This window comes from Janibacter sp. HTCC2649 (assembly GCF_000152705.1).
Classification (GTDB): Bacteria; Actinomycetota; Actinomycetes; order Actinomycetales; family Dermatophilaceae; genus Knoellia.
Genome location: NZ_CH672413.1, coordinates 1,896,023 through 1,912,853 on the forward strand (window position 1 = coordinate 1,896,023; position 16,831 = coordinate 1,912,853).

A 16,831-nucleotide genomic window follows, 5' to 3' on the forward strand; every position below is an offset into this window, starting at 1 on the left:
CCTAGAGTGAGCCACATGAGGATCGAGCCGCTCGCCGTGCCCGCGGGCGCCGGCGTGCTCGACGTCCTGCCGCGTCTCGCGCGTGCTCTCGAGGGCGGTCACCCCATTGCCCCGTATGCCGCGGGCTCACCTCCGCCAGTCCTCCCACCTCACGATGTGGCCGGCCTCCCGCGCGACCTCGCCGTCGTCGTGGGGACGTCAGGGTCGACCGGCACTCCGAAGCTGGCCATGCTCGGGACGCGAGCACTGCGCGCCAGCATCGAGTCCACTCACGCCCGGCTCAGTGGCCCGGGTCAGTGGTTGCTGACCATGCCGGGCCACCACATCGCTGGCCTCCAGGTCCTCCTCCGATCACTCGTCGCAGGCACCACCCCCCACGCCATGGACCTCAGCGGAGGCTTCACCCCGACAACCTGGACCAGCAGTGTCGACGCGCTGCCCACGACGGACGCCCCCACCTACGTCTCCCTCGTCCCCACCCAGCTCACTCGCCTCCTCGCCGACGAAGCCGCCACGGAGCGGCTCGCGAGGTTCGCTGCGGTCCTCATCGGAGGCGCCGCGACCCACCCTGACCTTCTCGCACGGGCAGCAGATGCAGGCGTCACCGCGGTCACGACCTATGGCATGAGCGAGACCGCCGGAGGCTGCGTCTATGACGGCCTACCCCTCGATGGCACCGAGGTCCTGCTCGACCAGGACGGCCGCATCCACCTCGCCGGCGACACCCTCGCCCACGGCTACCTCGGCGACCCCGCCCGCACTGCCGCTGCCTTCCCGGCCCTTCCCGGCCGAGGGCACGTCTTTCGCACCGACGACATCGGACACCTCGGCGACGACGGGCGGCTCCACGTCGACGGCCGCATCGACGACCTCGTGAACACCGGCGGCCTCAAGGTCTCGCCGCGTCTCGTCGAAGAAGCCGTGGCCCGGCTCGACGGCGTCGCCGAGGCCGTCGCTGTCGGGATCCCCGACCCCGAGTGGGGCGAGGCCGTCGCCGTCGCCATCACCCGGGACGCGAACTGCCCACCCGGCCACCCCACAACGGTGAGCGCACTGCGCGAGCAGCTGCGCGGCATACTCCCGGATCACGCTCTGCCACGAGCGGTTCGAGAGGTCCCCGCGGTCCCCGTTCGAGGCCCCGGCAAGCCCGATCGTGCGGCCATCCGAGCACTGTTCGAGAGCGTGGGAGAATAGGGGCGTGCTCCGCTTCCTGCCTCTGCTCATCGCTCTCGCGTTGTCGATCTACTGCGTCGTCGACTGCATCCAGAGCGATGACCACCAGGTGCGTGGCCTCCCCAAGCTCATCTGGGTTTTCGTCATCCTGCTGTTCCCGTTCGCCGGCTCGATCGCGTGGCTCGTGGCTGGTCGCCCCAAGGTGACTCCGCCGCCGCGTCGACAGATGCCTCGCGGGCCGGACGACGACCCCGACTTCCTCAAAGGACTCTAGGCAACTCGCATGGCCACGTTTCAACAGTGGGTCGCCGGTGCGCGCCCTCGCACCCTCTTTGCTGCCATTGCTCCCGTCGTCATCGGCACGGCCGCCGCTGCCCAGCACTCGGAGCCGAGCTACGCGATCGCGATCCTCGCGGCCGTCGTCTCGCTGGCTCTCCAGGTCGGCGTGAACTACGCCAACGACTACTCCGACGGCATCCGGGGCACCGATGACGCGCGCGTCGGGCCGGTGCGCCTCGTCGGGCAGAAGCTCGCCCGCCCCGAGAGCGTCAAGGCCGCGGCGTTCCTGACGTTCGGGTTCGCGGCGATCACCGGGCTCGCGCTCGTCGCCATCGCCGAGGCGTGGTGGCTCCTGCCTCTCGGCGGCGCGTCGATCATCGCCGCGTGGAAGTACACCGGCGGCGACAAGCCCTACGGCTACCGCGGCCTCGGCGAGGTGTTCGTCTTCGTCTTCTTCGGGCTCGTCGCCACGCTCGGCACCATGTATGCGCAGGTCGGCACCCTCTCGTGGTTCGGCCTCGCTGCGGCGGTCGGCGTCGGCGCCATCGCGTCCGCGATCCTCGTCGTCAACAACCTGCGCGACATCCCCAGCGACACCGAGTCGGGCAAGAACACCCTCGCGGTGCGGCTCGGTGACCGTGGCACCCGTCGCCTCTGGCTCGGCCTCATCCTCGTCAGCGTGATCGCTGTCGGCGCCATGGCGGTCTGGGACATCTGGGCGCTGCTCGGCCTGCTCGCTGTCGCGGCCATCGCGGGCGCCGTCAAGGTCGTCATGGGTGGTGCGCAGGGTCGTAGCCTCGTGCCCGTGCTGGGCTCCACCGGCAAGTACGAGCTCGTGTATGCCGTGGCCGTCTTCGTCGGCATCCTCACCTCCCGCGCCCTCAACTGACGCTTCCCCTTTTCGCCGACTATGTCCCGCGGAACGCGTGCCCTAGGCCGCGTCCGACAGGACATAGAGCTCAACCGCTCGCTTGACCTGCGCCATGAAGGCGTCAGGCTGGAGCCTGAGTCCCAGTACGGGCAGGCGGAGCACTGGGGATCCGTCGAGGACCACCTCGTTGGAGCGCAAGGCATCATCAATGGGGTTGAGCCCGGCGAGATGGTGTCCACCGTCGATCTCGATGACCAGCCCTTCCCACTCGACATCCAGGTAGACCCGCCCCGACGAGGACGTCCGCACGGACTGCCTTTGCGGAGTCGGCAGCCCGTAGGCACGGCACCACCGCCCGAAGTCCAACTCCCCCAGCGAGTGGGCGCCGTCGCACACATCGCCGATCACCGCCTGAAGGAACTCCCTCCGCGGGGATCGCTGAACTCCCGCCCACGCCGCCAGGACGTCTGCCGGTCGCACGAGTCGTTGCTGCACTGGCAGGCAGATCAAGAGCGCCGCTTGCCTGTCCGTGCGCGCCCACTGCGCCGCACGGATCAGTGCCACCTCCGGGCGGGTGCGTGGCAGTCCCGAGCCCATGACCGGTCCGATCTCCCGCCGCTCGTGCGGAGTCACACCCTCACGCCTGTGGATTCCGGCACCCTTGGGCAGCGCCACATCGATGGTCGAGAGGTCGAAGCCCGTCATCCCCTGCGCGACGAGAGCGGCCACGCCATCGAGGACTGCACCCCAGCCGCTCTCCCACACCGCTGTCCAGAGCTCCGCACGCGGATTCACCTCGACCGAGAGCACTCGGACCGTGTTGCGGCCAAGGCTCATCCACCTCCCGGCCTCGAGCTCGACCCGTACCTCGTGCCTCGTGATACCCAGACGCCGCAGGCCTGCCCGGTGCGCGACACCATCGTGTTCGTTGGCGAGATCCGCGGCGAGGCGCTGGCGGTCGGCAGCAGATCTTCGAGGCATGGCGTGAGCCTCGCTCGAGCGCTCACTTGTCGCCAGACGCGCACGCGAATCTGTGGACCACCAGTCCCAGTCAGAAGCCCTGTGGACGATGAGAAACTGCTCTGTCCAGCCAAACGAGCGCTCTAGCCCGCGTCTGACTGGACATACCTGGCGGCAGCCCCAAGGGGCGTCAGCGGAAGTCGGAGTCGGAGCTCGTGTTGCGGTGGGGGGTCTCGATCTCGGTGTCCTCGGCGAGCTCGTCGCCACTGGACTCGCGCTTGCGCACGATGCGCTGGTCGACGCGCTCGGCGATGGCGGCCGAGGCCTTCTGACGGAACGGCTTGAGCACGACCGCCGAGATGGCCATCGATGCGACGGCAGCGATCACCACGGCCAGCAACTGCTCCTCGCCGTCACGCAGGCCGAGCAGCCAGGCCGCCGACAGGCAGCCGATGAAGATCATCGTCCTCAGGATGAGGTAGCGCACCATGGCCATGTCAGAGGCCCGAGTAGGAGTGCTGGCCGACGAAGTACACGTTGACGACGGCGTAGTTGATGATGATGCAGGCGAACCCGGCCACCGCGACCCACGACGCCGACTGACGGCGCCAACCGCGAGTCACCCGGGCGTGCAGGTATGCCGCATAGACGACCCAGATGATGAACGTCCAGACCTCCTTGGGGTCCCAGTTCCAGTACGAACCCCAGGCCTGGCGGGCCCAGATGGCGCCGGCGATGAGGGTGAAGGTCCACAGCGGGAACGCGATGATGTGCAGCGAGTAGGCGAAGCGCTCGAGGGCGCGGGAGTCGGGCAGCGCGCGCAGGACGCGGAAGCCACCAGTGGTCTCGCCGAAGCGGTCCTTGGCCAGGTAGAGCAGGGCGACGGTCGCCCCCACCGCGAAGAGGCCGACCGAGATGGTCGCGACGGTGACGTGGATGATCAGCCAGACGCTCTTGAGCGACGGCATGAGCTCGGCTGCTTCGGTGTACCAGACGGTGTTGGCGAGCCCGAGGAGGATGAGCACCGGGGCGACGACGAAGACGCCGAGCCAGCGCAGGTCCCGGCGCGTTCCGGCGATGACGAAGACCATCATCGTGAACAGCGAGGCGGCGACACCGAACTCGAACATGTTGCCCAGGGGCCAGCGCTCCACCGACCACCCGCGCAGGGCGGCCGAGGCGAAGAGCAGCACCGTGCCGAGCAACGCCAGGGTCTGGGCGATGCCACCGGCCTTGCGGGCCCGCAGCGGCACCTCCGACGTGGTGCTCGTCGACACCCCGGCCTCGGGCGCGACGCCACCAGACATGGAGCCGACACCGGCAGAGACGAGCTCGCGGTCCTCGGCGGCCACCTCCGCCCCCACGGACGTGGCAGCAGCGTCACGGGTGGGAAGCCACCCAGCGAGGTACGCGGCATACCCGAGCATGGAAAGGGTGAGGACCGCCATCGCGGAGTACAGGCTGAGGTTGGCGTAGTTCGCCATGGTCTCGTGGGTCACGTGCGTCGTTCCTTCAGTCGCGTGAGGACACCTTCGAGCTGCTCGCCCATGCCCTCGTCGTCGTCCTTGGCCAGGCCGCCGATACTCACTACGGTACGGCCCTCCTCGTCGGCGGGCGAGACCCGCACGAAGAGCCGGCGCCGACGGATCGTCAGCGACAGGATGAGTCCCAGCAGGGCCACGAGGGCGGACCCCAGGGTGAGCTCCTTGCCGGGGTCGTTGCGGATCGAGATGCCGGCAAAGCGCTCGACACCGTCGAAGGTGATCGACCCCTGCCCACCGGGCAGCGTGTAGGTCTGACCCGGCGTGAGCCAGATGCGCAGCAGATCGGTGCCGGCCTTGTTCTTGAGCTGGGTCATCTCGGCCGTGTCGAGCGAGTAGACCGACTGCGGTCGCCCACCCGGGAACAGCGTTCCCTCGAAGGCCGACAACGCCAGTGCCGGTTCGAGTGCGTCCGGGAACACCGAGCGCGGTCCCTGGTCGTCGAGGACGGCCGTCGGCAGGAAGAGCCCGGCGAACCCGAGCTGCTTGCCGGCGGGCCCGGCACCGGCGACCTTGACCGCCCCGACCGAGTTGTAGTTGTTGTCCTGCGCGAGGAACGGCGTCGCCTCGGAGTAGGTGACCTTGCCCTGGGCGTCCTTGACGGTGATGTGTGGCGCGTAGCCGTTGCCGAGGAGGAACGCCGTGCCACTGCCGGTCTCGAGGGGCCCGTTGACCCGGATGACCCTCTTCTCGACCTTGGCCCCGGGCTCCTTGGTGAAGTCGACATGGGCCGTGAAGTCCCGCGGGGAGCCGAACTGGCCCTTGCCCTTGACGTCGGTCTCGAAGACCGCGTCGAACTTCGTGAGCTTCATCGTGAACGGCGCGAAGGCCGCAGTGTCGACGAGCGGACCCGGGTTGAGGGTGTCGAAGCGCGCCGCCGTGTTGGCGAAGGTCTCGCCCACGGGAAGGATGACGTCGCCCTTCCACCCCATGAGGTGCCCCCAGGCCATGCCGAGGATGACGCCGATGAGCGCGAGGTGGAAGAAGAGGTTGCCGGTCTCCTTGAGGTAGCCCTTCTCGGCGGAGACCGTCGTGGCGTCGTGCGAGTGGATGCGGAAGCGCCCGCCCCTGAGAGCCGCGCGGACGTCCTCAAGGACCTCGTCGGGCGTCCCGTCGAACGTCACTGACTCGTGAGAAGCCAGTCGCTCCAACCGTTTTGGCGCCTTGGGCGGCTGGGACCGCATGGCCTTCCAGTGGATCTTGGAGCGCGGGAGGACGCAGCCGACGAGCGACACGAGCAGCAGCAGGTAGATCGCGGCGAACCACGGCGCGGCATAGACCTCGAACAGGCCGATCTTGTCGAGGATCGGGCCGGCGGTCTCGTGGCGCGCGATCCAGTCAGCGGTCCGGACGGCGTCGATCGAGCGCTGCGGGAAGATCGACCCGGGCAGCGCGGCGACGGCGAGCAGCAGCAGCAGGAACAGCGCGGTGCGCATCGACGTCAGCTGGCGCCAGCCGAACCGGAGCAGCCCCAGGGTGCCGAGCGTGGGCTGGGTGATGTCGTCACGACGCGGGTCGTTGGGTTGGGTCGACAGACTCATCAGATCACCACCTCGAAGCCGGAGACGAGCTCGGACTGGATCCAGCGCGTGAGGTCTTCCCAGACACCGGTGAGCAAGAGCAGGCCGACGACGATGAGCAGCCCGCCACCGACGTACTGCACGACGCGGTGGTGCCGCCGCACCCAACCCGACACTGCCCCGAACCTTTCGATCCCGGCCGCCGCCAGGATGAACGGAACACCCAGACCCAGCGCGTATGCCGTTGCCAGGACGACCGCTCGACCCGTGCTCGGGTTCGTGGTCGAGGCCGACAGGGTCAGCACTGCGGCGAGGGTCGGACCGGTGCAGGGCGCCCAGCCGAGACCGAAGACGGCGCCGAGCACCGGGGCACCGAGGAGACCGGCGCGCGGGCGCCATCGGGGCCCGAACTGGCGCTGCGAACCCGCGCCCGCGCCGACGCCCAGGAAGACGAGCCCCATGAGGATGACGATCACTCCACCGATGCGCGTCAGCAGTTCCCGGTGGAGGGTGAGCGAGGCGCCCAGTGTGGCGATGAAGATCGAACCGAGGACGAAGATCAGAGCGAAACCGAGGACGAACAGCGCAGCCCCGACCACCATCCGACCCCGCGACCGCTGCTCCAGAGCCGTGTCACTCAGCCCGGTGACATAGCCCAGGAAGCCAGGAACGAGCGGCAGCACGCACGGCGACGCGAACGACACGAGCCCGGCGAGCGCCGCCACGAGGACGGCGAGCGGCAGGGCTCCAGAAGCGATCGTGTCGGTCATCAGGGGCGAAATCAGGACGTGAGAGCGTCGTCGATGAGGCCCTGGAGCGTCGTCGCGGTGACGGGACCGTTGGCCCGGGCAGCGACCCGACCCTCGCGATCGAGGATGAGCGTGGACGGCGTGTTCGTCGGGGCCTGGCGACCGAAGGCGAGGAGGAGCGTGCCCGGCTTGTCGGTGAGGCTGGGGTAGGTCATCTTCTGGCTGGCCGCCAGGGCGGCACCGCGCTCGGGCCCCTCACGGAAGTTGATCCCCATGAACTGCACCGGCTTGTCGGCCGCCTGCAGCCCGGTCCAGACCTTCTCGAGCTCCGGGATCTCCTTGATGCACGGTCCACACCATGAGGCCCACATGTTGATGACGACGATGTCCTTGCCGCGCACGGACGTGCTCGACCAGTCCTTGCCGTCGAGCGTCTTGCCCTCGAGGGTGATGGGCTTGAGGCGCTTGTCGACGGGGATCTGCTCGATCGCACCGTCCCCGGCGATGTAGCCCTTCTGGTCGCCCTGCTTGGCCTGCTCGGCGATCGAGTTCGGGTCAGAGGTGCAGGCTCCGAGCGCAAGAAGAGCGACAACGCAGGTGAGCGAGACGGCATACGAAAATCTCGAAGTGACTCTGCGGTTCATGCACCGGCTCCCGAGTGGGCGAGGGGAAGGAGGGCCGCGGCGGGTTCGCTGTAGGCGAGCGACTCGAGCTCGTCGCCGCGGTAGGTCAGGGACGTGAGGGACGCGAGGGTGCATTCGCGCTTGCGCGGGTCGTGGACGAAGCGGCGACCTTCGAGCGCCAGTCGCAGCATCCAGATCGGCGCCTGGTGCGACACGATGACGGCCTCGTGGCCCCGAGCCAGGTCGCGCGCCGAGTCGACGGCCGCCTGCATCCGAGCCGCGAGGTCGACGTAGGGCTCCCCCCACGACGGGCGCATCGGGTTGACCATGAGCTTCCACAGCTTGGGGTCACGGAAGATGCCCTTGCCCCCGGCGACAGCGCGGCCCTCGAAGGCGTTCTCGGCCTCGAGGGCACGCTCATCGAGTTGGATCTCGAGGTCGTGGGCGGCCGCGATGGGGGCAGCGGTCTCGCGCGCGCGCTCGAGCGGGCTCGAGATGACGTGGGTGATGTCGTGGTCCGCGAGGTGGCTCGCGACGAGGTCGGCCATCTCGCGACCGAGGTCCGAGAGGTGGAAGTCGGCCAGCCGGCCGTAGAGGATCCGGTCGGGGTTGTGGACCTCGCCGTGCCGCACGAGGTGCACGACCGTGCGGTCAGCGGTCGGGGCGGACGAGGTCATGCACCGATTGTCGCAAACGAACCTGAGCGTTCGTCAGCCGCCGTGTGCTGCGGCCCTGGCGGCCGCGGGAAGGGCCTCGACGACCTGTCCGATCGCCTCGTCGTCGTGCGAACCGCTGACGAACCACGCCTCGAAAGCGCTCGGCGGCAGGTGCACTCCCGACTCCAGCATGGAGTGGAAGAAGCGCCCGTATGCCGCCGTGTCCTGGTCTCGTGCCTCGTCATAGTTCGTGACGCCTGCGTCTCGGAAGAAGACGGAGAACATCGAGCCGGCCCACTGGACCGTGTGGGCAACACCCTCGGCGGAGAGGGCCGCGCTGGCCGCGTCGGCGATGGTGCGGGCCGTGGTCTCGAGGCGCGGGTAGAGGTCGTCGGTGCAGCCCTTGAGGGTGGCGAGTCCGGCCGCGGTGGCGACGGGGTTCCCGCTCAGCGTGCCGGCCTGGTAGACGGGCCCGAGGGGCGCGAGGTGGGCCATGATCTCGGTGCTGGCACCGAAGGCGGCCGCTGGGAAACCGCCGCCCATGACCTTGCCGAAGGTGAAGATGTCGGGCGCTCCGGCGGCATACGGGCCCTCGAGGCCATACCAACCGGCCCTGCTGCAGCGGAAGCCGGTCATGACCTCGTCCGAGACGAGGAGGGCGCCGTGCTCGGTGGTGACGCGACGCAGGGCTTCGGTGAAGCCGGGGGCGGGAGGGACGACGCCCATGTTGCCGGCCGCGGCCTCGGTGATGACGGCGGCGATCTCGTTGCCGCGGGCGGCGAAGACGGCTTCGAGCGCGGCAACGTCGTTGTAGGGCAGGACGATCGTGTCGGCGGTCATCTCGGCCGGGACGCCGGCGGAGTCGGGCAGTGCGAGGGTCGCGAGGCCGGAGCCGGCCGCGGCCAGGAGCGCGTCGACGTGGCCGTGGTAGCAGCCGGCGAACTTCACGATGACGGAGCGACCGGTGACGCCTCGGGCCAGGCGGATGGCGCTCATCGTGGCCTCGGTGCCCGACGAGACGAGGCGGACCTGCTCGAGCGGCTCGATGCGGGCGACGATCTCCTCGGCGAGGAGCACCTCGTTCTCACTGGGGGTGCCGAACGAGAAACCCTTGGCGGAGGCCGTGCGCACGGCCTCGAGGACGTCGGGGTGGGCGTGCCCGAGGATCATCGGACCCCATGAGCAGAGCAGGTCGACGTAGCGCTTGCCGTCCACGTCGGTGAGCCACGGTCCCTGCGCCGAGGCGATGAAGCGCGGGGTGCCACCCACGGCCCGGAAGGCGCGCACCGGCGAGTTCACGCCACCGGGGATGACCCGGGTGGCGCGCTCGAGCAGGGCCGCGGAGGCGGGCGCGTCGGAGTCGGTGGGCGTGGCGGAGGCAGGGGTGGGGCTGGACGTCATGCGTCCATTGTCCGCCTCAGTGGATCTCGTCGTCCGCCCGGGCACCGGGGACGAGGTGGGCACGCACCTCGGCAAAGGAGTCATGGAGCGCGGAGAGCTGCTCGCGGGTCAGCAGGTCGATGAAGTTGGCGCGCACGGACTCGACGTGCACGGGGGCCACGCCCTCGACCATGCGGCGACCGGCCGGCGTGAGTGCCAGGGCGACCCCTCGGCCGTCCTCGGGCGTGGGCTCACGGCGCACCCAACCACGCTGCTCGAGGCGCTTGGCCGTGTGCGTGACACGGCTGCGGCTCTGCACCACGAGATCGGCGAGGACCGACATGCGGGCCCGGTCACCGTCCTGCTCGGAGAGCATCGACAGCAGTTCGTACTCAGGAAGGCTCAGGCCGAAGTCGGTGAGGTCACGATCCAGCGCCACCTGGAGCTCACGATGGGCTCGCAGATAGGCCCGCCAGGCCTGTTGTTCCTGTTGAGTCAGCCAGCGGGTCGCGGGGGTCTCCGGGGCGGCCACGCTCACAGGTTAGCGAACGCTTGGCGAACTCCTGACCTGCCGTTCACCCGAAAAAGGTTGTAGTTTGTTGAAATATCTCTTTCATGGGTGCTGTTGGATCCTTCGACAGGCACCCCACCCCCTTCCCCAAGGAGTCTTCGCATGAGCGCCACCACTGAGTTGCAGATCCCCGCCGGCACCTGGGCCGTCGACGCCTCGCACACCGAGGTCGGCTTCGTTGCCCGCCACCTCATGGTCAGCAAGGTCCGCGGGACCTTCCGCGAGGTCTCCGGAACCGTCGAGATCGCCGAGGACGTCACGAAGTCCACCGTCGACGTCACCGCGCAGATCGCCTCCGTCGAGACCGGCAGCGCCGACCGCGACACCCACCTCAAGAGCGGCGACTTCTTCGACGCCGAGACGTACCCCACCATGCACTTCGTCTCGACGTCTTTCGACGGCGCGACCCTCACCGGCGACCTGACCATCAAGGACGTCACCAAGCCCGTCAGCTTCGAGGTCGACTTCGGTGGCGTGGGCCAGGACCCGTGGGGCAACACCAAGGCCGGCTTCGAGGCCACGACCACCGTCAACCGCAAGGACTGGGGCCTCACCTGGAACGCCGCGGTCGAGGGTGGCGGCGTGCTCGTCTCCGACAAGATCACCATCAACATCGACGTGCAGCTCGCCAAGCAGGCCTGACGCAGCACTCCCCGAACCGGCGCCCGCGCCGCTGACCATCCCCTCCAGGTCAGCGCGCGGGCGCTGTTCTGTGTCCTAGAGCTGGTTCGCGACGTCGAGGGCGCTGTAGGTCAGGATGATCTGCGCGCCGGCGCGTCGGATGTGCAACAGCGACTCGAGGACAGCCCGGTCGCCGTCGATCCAGCCGCGCTCGGCAGCCGCCTTGATCTGGGCGTACTCCCCCGAGATCTGATAGGCCGCCACCGGCACCGGTGACATCTCCGCAGCCATGGCGATGATGTCGAGGTGGGTCTGGGCGGGCTTGACCATGATGATGTCGGCGCCTTCGGCGAGGTCGAGCTCGATCTCGCGTGCCGCTTCGGTCGCGTTCGCCGGATCCTGCTGGTATGCCGCCCGGTCACCTTCCAGGGACGACTGCACTGCTTCGCGGAACGGGCCGTACAAGGCGGAGGTGTACTTCGCGGCATACGCCAAAATGATCGTGTCGGTGAAGCCGGCATCGTCGAGCGCCTCGCGCACGTGGGCCACTTGACCGTCCATCATCCCGCTCAGTCCGAGGACGTGGGCCCCGGTGCGGGCCTGGGCCAGCGCCATCGAGGCGTAGCGCTCGAGGGTCGCGTCGTTGTCCACTCGCCCCTGCTCGTCGAGCACGCCGCAGTGGCCGTGGTCGGTGAACTCGTCGAGGCAGAGGTCGGCCATGACGACGAGCGAGTCACCGACGGCGTCGACAACGGCGCGCAGGGCGACGTTGAGGATGCCGTCGTCGGAGTCCGCGCCGGAGCCCACCGCGTCCTTGGACGAGGGCACGCCGAAGAGCATGATCCCGCCGAGCCCGGCCTCGACGCAGCGATGCGCCTCGGCGACGAGCGAGTCGAGCGTGTGCTGGACGACGCCCGGCATGGCCTCGATGGGCTGCGGCTCGTCGATGCCCTCACGGACGAAGACGGGCAGCACCAGCTCGGCCGGGTGCAGCCGCGTCTGCGCGACGAGACGCCGCACCGCTGGCGACTGACGGAGCCGACGAGGACGCAGCGGGTTGCTCACGTGTCGCCGATCCGGTTCAGTCACTTGGCGCGACGACGTGCGGTGGGCCGCTTCTGGCTCGGGCGCACTGCCTGCGTACCGGACTCCTCTGCCGTGAGCGCGAGGGAGCGCCCGTGGTCGGCCAGTGCGTCGACGAGCTCGTCGGCGGACGGTTCCGGCGCGAGGACGTCGACCCGAAGGCCACACTCCTCGGCCGTCTTCGCCGTCGCCGGACCGATGCACGCGATGACCGTCGACGGGTGCGGCTTGCCCGCGATGCCGACGAGGTTGCGCACGGTCGAGCTCGAGGTGAAGACGACGGCGTCGAAGCTGCCGCTCTTGATGGCGTCACGGATGTGCGCGGCCGGCGGAGCCGCGCGAACGGTCCGGTATGCCGTGACGTCGTCGACCTCCCAGCCCATGTCCTGGAGCCCGGCGACGAGCGTCTCGGTGGCGATGTCGGCGCGCGGCAGGAAGACCCGGTTGATGGGGTCGAGCAGCTCGTCGAAGGGGGGCCACTCGTCGAGGAGTCCCTTGGCGGACTGCTCACCCTCGGGCACGAGGTCGGGGTTGATGCCCCACTCGCGCAGGGCATCGGCGGTGACGCCACCGACGGCGGCGACCTTGAGGCCGGCGAAGGAGCGGGCGTCGAGGCCGAACTCCTCGAACTTCTCGCGGATGGCGCGCACGGCGTTGACCGAGGTGAAGCCGACCCACTCGTAGCGACCGGTGACGAGACCCTTGACGGCCCGCTCGATCTGCTGCGGGGTGCGCGGGGGCTCGACCGAGATCGTCGGAACGGTCGTGGCCTGGGCGCCGTAGCGCTCGAGGCGGCGGACCATCGTCCCGGACTGGTCCTTGGTGCGCGGCACGAGGACGTTCCAGCCGAAGAGCGGCTTGGTCTCGAACCACGAGAGGTTCTCGCGCAGTGACACGTTGTCGCCGACGACGGCCAGGGCAGGGAACTGCATCGACTTGGCGGCCGTGGCGACCTCGGCGAGCGTCGTCGTGATGGTCACCTGCTGCACGGTGGTGCCGCGCTCGGTGATGGCGACGGGGGTGTGGTCGGCACGACCGGCTGCGCGCAGCGCCTCGAGGGTGCCGACGAGGGTGTCGGGCTGACCGAGGACGACGACAGTGACGGCGGGGTCGATCGCGACGGCGATGTCCTTGAGCTTCTCACCGGCACTGATGACGTGGATGCCGCGCGAGCTGCTCGTCGTGAGCGGGATTCCGGCGTAGGTCGGCACGGCGCTCACCGAGCTGACACCCGGGACGACCTCGAAGGGCACCCCGGCCTTGACGCAGGCGGCTGCTTCCTCGGCGAGACCGTTGAAGGTCGCCGGGTCGCCATCCATGAGGCGCACGACGAGGCCACGAGGGTGGGCCTTGGCCGCCTTGACGACGAGCTTGGCGCGGGACGCGTGGGTCAGCGGCTGACCGTGCTCTCCGTGGCCGGCGTCGATGACCTCGACCTCCGGGCCGGCGTAGCGGGCGACCACGTCCTCACGGGCGACCTGGTCGATGACGACGGCGTCGGCCTCAGCGAGGTACTCGAGTGCGCGCACCGTCATCAGTCCGGCGTCCCCGGGGCCGGCGCCGACGAAGGCAACCCTCGCGGGGGTGCGGTTGGTCGTGGTGGGTCGGATCGAGCGGGTGGTGCTCACTGGTCACGCTCCGGGGCGTTCGGTGTGGACGGTACTGGCGGTGTTGACGGTGGTGCCGGTCGTGCCGTTGGACAGGCTTGGGACGGGGGCGAGGTCGGCGGCGCCGTCCTCGAGGAGGAGGCGGGCGAGTCGGCGGCCGATGCCATCGGCGTCGGTCGGGCTTCCCGTGGCGGAGCGACGGATGTCGCCGGTGCCATCGGGACTCGCGACGACGGCGCGCAGCGAGAGCTCGTCACCGTCGTCGCCGAGGACGATCTCGGCGAGCGCACCGACGGGTGCGGAGCAGCCGACCTCGAGCTCGGACAGCACGGCCCGCTCGGCGTCGACACAGGCACGGGTGTCGGCATCGTCGAGGGCGGCGACGGCGTCGCGGGTGGCGGCGTCATCGGCGCGGACCTCGACGGCAAGGGCACCCTGGCCCGGCGCGGGAAGCATCTGGATGGGGTCGATGACCTCGGTGACGACCGAGGTGCGACCGAGCCGTGCGAGCCCGGCCTGGGCAAGGACGACGGCGTCGAGGTCACCGCTGGTGACGCGTCCGAGGCGGGTGTCGACGTTGCCGCGCAGCTCACGGATGTCGAGTCCGAGCCCCAGGGCCTCGAGCTGGGCGCGACGTCGCGGCGAGCCGGTGCCGACGGTCGATCCCGACGGAAGCTCACCCAGGGTGAGTCCGTCGCGGGCGACGAGAGCGTCGCGCGGGTCCTCGCGCGGCGGGATCGCGGCGACGGCGAGGTCGTCCTCGGGTGTCGTCGGCAGGTCCTTGAGCGAGTGCACGGCGAGGTCGACGGTGCCGGCGCGCAGGGCGTCGCGCAGAGCGGACACGAAGACGCCGGTGCCACCCATCGTCGCGAGGGGGGTCGTGCGGTCGCGGTCGCCGTCGGTGGTGATCTCGACGAGCTCGACGTCGTGGCCGAGGGCGCGCAGCTGGTCTGCCACCCAACCGGACTGGGTGGTGGCAAGGGCAGAGCGGCGGGTGCCGAGGCGAAGGGTCATAGGCCGACCTCCTCCTCGTCGATGACGGGCAGGATCGGCGGGGTCGAGACGACCGACACCTCGCGCGGGTCGAGGTCGAACAGCTCGCTCAGGGCCTTGGCATAGCTGCCACCCTGACCGGACTGGGCCATCTCCTTGACGCGCACGGTGGGCGCGTGGAGGAGCTTCTCGACGATGCGGTGAACGGTGCGCTGCACCTCGGCGCGGTCGCCGTCACCCAGGTCCGGGGTGCGCCGCTCGAGTCGGGCCATCTCGCGGTCGACGACTTCCTGCGCACGCGAGCGCAGCGCGGCAACGGTGGGCGCCACGGCTTCGGCAGAACGCTCCGTCAGGTATGCCGCGACCTCGCCCGTGACGATGTCGCGAGCCTCGCGCACCTGCGGGACGTCGCCGGCGTGGCTGAGCATCTCGCCGAGCTCGGCGAGGCCGATGCGCGTGACGCCGTCGAGGTCGGCAACGGCGAGATCGACGTCGTGCGGCAGGGCCAGGTCGATGAACACCTGGGGGCGACCCCCGCGAACAGCAGCGGCATCGGCCACCTCGGACGCGGTGAGGACGACACCGGTGGCGCCGGTGCTCGAGATGATGATGTCGGCATCGGCCAAGGCGGAGAAGCGCGCGTCCCACGCGAGGGCGGCACCGCCGACGCGCTCGGCCAGACGTTCCGCACGGGAGGTGCTGCGGTTGGCGATGGTCACCGAGGCGGCACCGGCCAGGCTCGCGGTGGCCGCCGCGAGCGCGCCCATGCCACCAGCGCCGAGGACCAGCACGCGGGAGCCGTCGATCGGGCCCACGACCTCACGGGCCGCAGCAAGTCCGGCACCCACGAGCGAACGACTCACGTCGTCGATCGCCGTCTCGGTGTGCACGCGCTTGCCGACCCGAAGTGCCTGCTGCAGAAGGGTGTTGAGCGCCGGGCCAACGTGACCGCGACGCTGCGCGCGAGTCAGCGCGTCACGGAGCTGGCCGAGGATCTGCGCCTCACCGACGGCCATCGAGTCGAGTCCGGCGGCGACGGAGAACGCGTGCGCGATGCCCCGGTCCTCGTAGTGCACGTAGAGGTGGGGCTGGAGGTCTGTCAGGTCCATGCCCGTCGCGGCAGCGAGGGCCTCGGACACGTCGGCGAGGGCACCGTGGAAGGTGAGGCCCTCGGCATACACCTCGGTGCGGTTGCACGTGGAGACGACGACTGCCTCGACCGCATGCTCGGAGGAGACGATCGCGGCCTCGAGGCGCCCACGGGCGGCCTGGTCGAGGACGGCCGACTCAAGCAGCTCCATGGGGGCACCGTGGTGCGAGAGGCCGAGGACGAGGAGGCTCACAGTGCGACCTCCGTGACGTCCGACTGGCCGGCGAGGTCGAGCTCACCGGTGCGACGCTGCTCGTGGAAGGCGAGGATCTGCAGCTCGGTCGACATGTCGACCTTGCGGACCATGACGTCCTGCGGCACGTCGAGCACGCACGGCGCGAAGTTGAGGATCGAGCGGACACCGGCCCCGACGAGACGATCAGCAACGTCCTGCGCCGAGTCGGCAGGCGTGGCGATGACGCCAATGGCCAGCCGGTCCTCGCGCACGAGCGCACCCAGGTCGGCCATCGGACGGATCCGGCGGTCACCCACCTTGGCGCCGACGAGAGCGTCGTCGCGATCCAGGACCGCGACGACGTTGAAGCCGCGCGTGGCAAAACCGCTGTAGGCCGCGAGCGCCCGGCCGAGGTTGCCCATCCCGACGATGGCCACCGGCCAGTCCTGGGTGAGCCCCAGGGCCGTCGAGATCTCGTAGGCCAGGCGGTCGACCTCGTAGCCGACACCCCGCACTCCGTAGGAGCCGAGGTGGGAGAGGTCCTTGCGCAACTTGGCCGAGCTGACACCAGCCGCAGCGGCGAGCTCCTCGGAGCTCACGGAGCTGATCCCGCGCTCAGCGAGAGAAGTGAGGGCCTGCAGGTATCCCGGGAGTCGAGCCACTGACGCGTCGGGGATACCCCGGCGAGCTGCGACGTCGGCGGACACGTGGCCTTCGACTCCTGTCTGGAAGGTGTGGTGATGCCCTGTCAGGGTACGCACTTGTGAAGCGATGCACAAAGTCGCGAACCCACCCCGAGACGCGGGCCTCACTACGTTCTGGTACAAGGCTCATGCGAAACCGCTTGCGCTCGCACCGTCGACTTACCTACGCGGGTAT

Annotated in this window: 18 protein-coding genes; 4 read left to right on the top strand and 14 right to left on the bottom strand. The window is 69.7% G+C overall.

The window, feature by feature from the left end; genetic code table 11:
- Positions 1-15: 15 nt before the first annotated feature.
- From menE to JNB_RS09075, 3 genes are read left to right on the top strand one after another with little or no spacing between them, the layout of a single operon-like run.
- On the top strand, positions 16-1,194 hold the full coding sequence (menE, locus tag JNB_RS09065) for an o-succinylbenzoate--CoA ligase (protein ID WP_009776145.1): 1,179 nt from the start codon (positions 16-18) through the stop codon (positions 1,192-1,194).
- A gap of 4 nt (positions 1,195-1,198) precedes the next feature.
- The gene (locus JNB_RS09070; RefSeq protein WP_009776146.1) at positions 1,199-1,447 is read left to right on the top strand and encodes a PLDc N-terminal domain-containing protein; all 249 of its coding nucleotides are present in this window, start codon (positions 1,199-1,201) and stop codon (positions 1,445-1,447) included.
- Between the two features lie 9 nt (positions 1,448-1,456).
- Entirely contained in the window at positions 1,457-2,341 is an 885-nt protein-coding gene (locus JNB_RS09075; RefSeq protein ID WP_009776147.1) for a 1,4-dihydroxy-2-naphthoate polyprenyltransferase, read from the top strand.
- A 42-nt stretch (positions 2,342-2,383) separates the two neighbouring features.
- Here JNB_RS09075 and JNB_RS09080 read toward each other — a convergent pair whose 3' ends face one another.
- The 9 genes from JNB_RS09080 to JNB_RS09120 all read right to left on the bottom strand — a co-directional run bounded on the left by JNB_RS09080 (position 2,384) and on the right by JNB_RS09120 (position 10,290).
- Positions 2,384-3,304, bottom strand: a complete 921-nt coding sequence (locus JNB_RS09080; protein WP_009776148.1) for a hypothetical protein — start codon at positions 3,302-3,304, stop codon at positions 2,384-2,386.
- A gap of 169 nt (positions 3,305-3,473) precedes the next feature.
- Positions 3,474-3,779, bottom strand: a complete 306-nt coding sequence (locus tag JNB_RS09085; protein WP_009776149.1) for a DUF4229 domain-containing protein — start codon at positions 3,777-3,779, stop codon at positions 3,474-3,476.
- Between the two features lies 1 nt (position 3,780).
- A complete protein-coding gene (gene ccsB / locus JNB_RS09090; protein ID WP_009776150.1) occupies positions 3,781-4,782 on the bottom strand; it encodes a c-type cytochrome biogenesis protein CcsB in 1,002 nt (333 codons plus the stop codon).
- Positions 4,779-6,365: a cytochrome c biogenesis protein ResB gene (locus tag JNB_RS09095; protein ID WP_009776151.1), complete on the bottom strand. Its 1,587-nt coding sequence runs from the start codon at positions 6,363-6,365 to the stop codon at positions 4,779-4,781. The genes ccsB and JNB_RS09095 overlap by 4 nt, the downstream gene beginning before the upstream one ends.
- A complete protein-coding gene (locus JNB_RS09100; RefSeq protein WP_009776152.1) occupies positions 6,365-7,114 on the bottom strand; it encodes a cytochrome c biogenesis CcdA family protein in 750 nt (249 codons plus the stop codon). The genes JNB_RS09095 and JNB_RS09100 overlap by 1 nt, the downstream gene beginning before the upstream one ends.
- A gap of 11 nt (positions 7,115-7,125) precedes the next feature.
- Positions 7,126-7,737, bottom strand: coding sequence for a TlpA disulfide reductase family protein (locus tag JNB_RS09105; protein WP_009776153.1), 612 nt, complete (start codon positions 7,735-7,737; stop codon positions 7,126-7,128).
- The gene (locus tag JNB_RS09110) at positions 7,734-8,393 is read right to left on the bottom strand and encodes a histidine phosphatase family protein (RefSeq protein WP_009776154.1); all 660 of its coding nucleotides are present in this window, start codon (positions 8,391-8,393) and stop codon (positions 7,734-7,736) included. The genes JNB_RS09105 and JNB_RS09110 overlap by 4 nt, the downstream gene beginning before the upstream one ends.
- Before the next feature lie 33 nt (positions 8,394-8,426).
- Positions 8,427-9,773 carry a glutamate-1-semialdehyde 2,1-aminomutase gene (gene hemL / locus JNB_RS09115; RefSeq protein ID WP_009776155.1) on the bottom strand — a complete coding sequence of 449 codons (1,347 nt, stop codon included), beginning with the start codon at positions 9,771-9,773 and terminating at the stop codon, positions 8,427-8,429.
- A 16-nt stretch (positions 9,774-9,789) separates the two neighbouring features.
- On the bottom strand, positions 9,790-10,290 hold the full coding sequence (locus JNB_RS09120; protein ID WP_009776156.1) for a MarR family winged helix-turn-helix transcriptional regulator: 501 nt from the start codon (positions 10,288-10,290) through the stop codon (positions 9,790-9,792).
- Between the two features lie 135 nt (positions 10,291-10,425).
- Here JNB_RS09120 and JNB_RS09125 point away from each other — a divergent pair, with 135 nt between their 5' ends.
- A complete protein-coding gene (locus JNB_RS09125; protein ID WP_009776157.1) occupies positions 10,426-10,965 on the top strand; it encodes a YceI family protein in 540 nt (179 codons plus the stop codon).
- A 75-nt stretch (positions 10,966-11,040) separates the two neighbouring features.
- Here JNB_RS09125 and hemB read toward each other — a convergent pair whose 3' ends face one another.
- The 5 genes from hemB to JNB_RS09150 are packed head-to-tail and all read right to left on the bottom strand — an operon-like array spanning position 11,041 to position 16,659.
- The gene (gene hemB / locus JNB_RS09130; protein WP_040883674.1) at positions 11,041-12,009 is read right to left on the bottom strand and encodes a porphobilinogen synthase; all 969 of its coding nucleotides are present in this window, start codon (positions 12,007-12,009) and stop codon (positions 11,041-11,043) included.
- 20 nt (positions 12,010-12,029) lie between these two features.
- Positions 12,030-13,655, bottom strand: a complete 1,626-nt coding sequence (locus JNB_RS09135; protein ID WP_009776159.1) for a bifunctional uroporphyrinogen-III C-methyltransferase/uroporphyrinogen-III synthase — start codon at positions 13,653-13,655, stop codon at positions 12,030-12,032.
- Between the two features lie 3 nt (positions 13,656-13,658).
- Positions 13,659-14,648: a hydroxymethylbilane synthase gene (gene hemC / locus JNB_RS09140; RefSeq protein ID WP_009776160.1), complete on the bottom strand. Its 990-nt coding sequence runs from the start codon at positions 14,646-14,648 to the stop codon at positions 13,659-13,661.
- Positions 14,645-15,970 carry a glutamyl-tRNA reductase gene (locus JNB_RS09145; RefSeq protein WP_009776161.1) on the bottom strand — a complete coding sequence of 442 codons (1,326 nt, stop codon included), beginning with the start codon at positions 15,968-15,970 and terminating at the stop codon, positions 14,645-14,647. The genes hemC and JNB_RS09145 overlap by 4 nt, the downstream gene beginning before the upstream one ends.
- Positions 15,967-16,659, bottom strand: coding sequence for a redox-sensing transcriptional repressor Rex (locus JNB_RS09150; protein ID WP_009776162.1), 693 nt, complete (start codon positions 16,657-16,659; stop codon positions 15,967-15,969). The genes JNB_RS09145 and JNB_RS09150 overlap by 4 nt, the downstream gene beginning before the upstream one ends.
- Positions 16,660-16,831: the final 172 nt, after the last annotated feature.

Bases quoted from the DNA above. Each gene is read 5' to 3' on its own strand.
- JNB_RS09105 (WP_009776153.1), bottom strand. From the start codon at position 7,737: ATGAACCGCAGAGTCACTTCGAGATTTTCGTATGCCGTCTCGCTCACC.
- JNB_RS09110 (WP_009776154.1), bottom strand. From the start codon at position 8,393: ATGACCTCGTCCGCCCCGACCGCTGACCGCACGGTCGTGCACCTCGTG.
- JNB_RS09085 (WP_009776149.1), bottom strand. From the start codon at position 3,779: ATGGCCATGGTGCGCTACCTCATCCTGAGGACGATGATCTTCATCGGC.
- JNB_RS09075 (WP_009776147.1), top strand. From the start codon at position 1,457: ATGGCCACGTTTCAACAGTGGGTCGCCGGTGCGCGCCCTCGCACCCTC.
- menE (WP_009776145.1), top strand. From the start codon at position 16: ATGAGGATCGAGCCGCTCGCCGTGCCCGCGGGCGCCGGCGTGCTCGAC.
- hemC (WP_009776160.1), bottom strand. From the start codon at position 14,648: ATGACCCTTCGCCTCGGCACCCGCCGCTCTGCCCTTGCCACCACCCAG.
- hemL (WP_009776155.1), bottom strand. From the start codon at position 9,773: ATGACGTCCAGCCCCACCCCTGCCTCCGCCACGCCCACCGACTCCGAC.
- JNB_RS09095 (WP_009776151.1), bottom strand. From the start codon at position 6,365: ATGAGTCTGTCGACCCAACCCAACGACCCGCGTCGTGACGACATCACC.
- JNB_RS09080 (WP_009776148.1), bottom strand. From the start codon at position 3,304: ATGCCTCGAAGATCTGCTGCCGACCGCCAGCGCCTCGCCGCGGATCTC.
- JNB_RS09125 (WP_009776157.1), top strand. From the start codon at position 10,426: ATGAGCGCCACCACTGAGTTGCAGATCCCCGCCGGCACCTGGGCCGTC.
- JNB_RS09100 (WP_009776152.1), bottom strand. From the start codon at position 7,114: ATGACCGACACGATCGCTTCTGGAGCCCTGCCGCTCGCCGTCCTCGTG.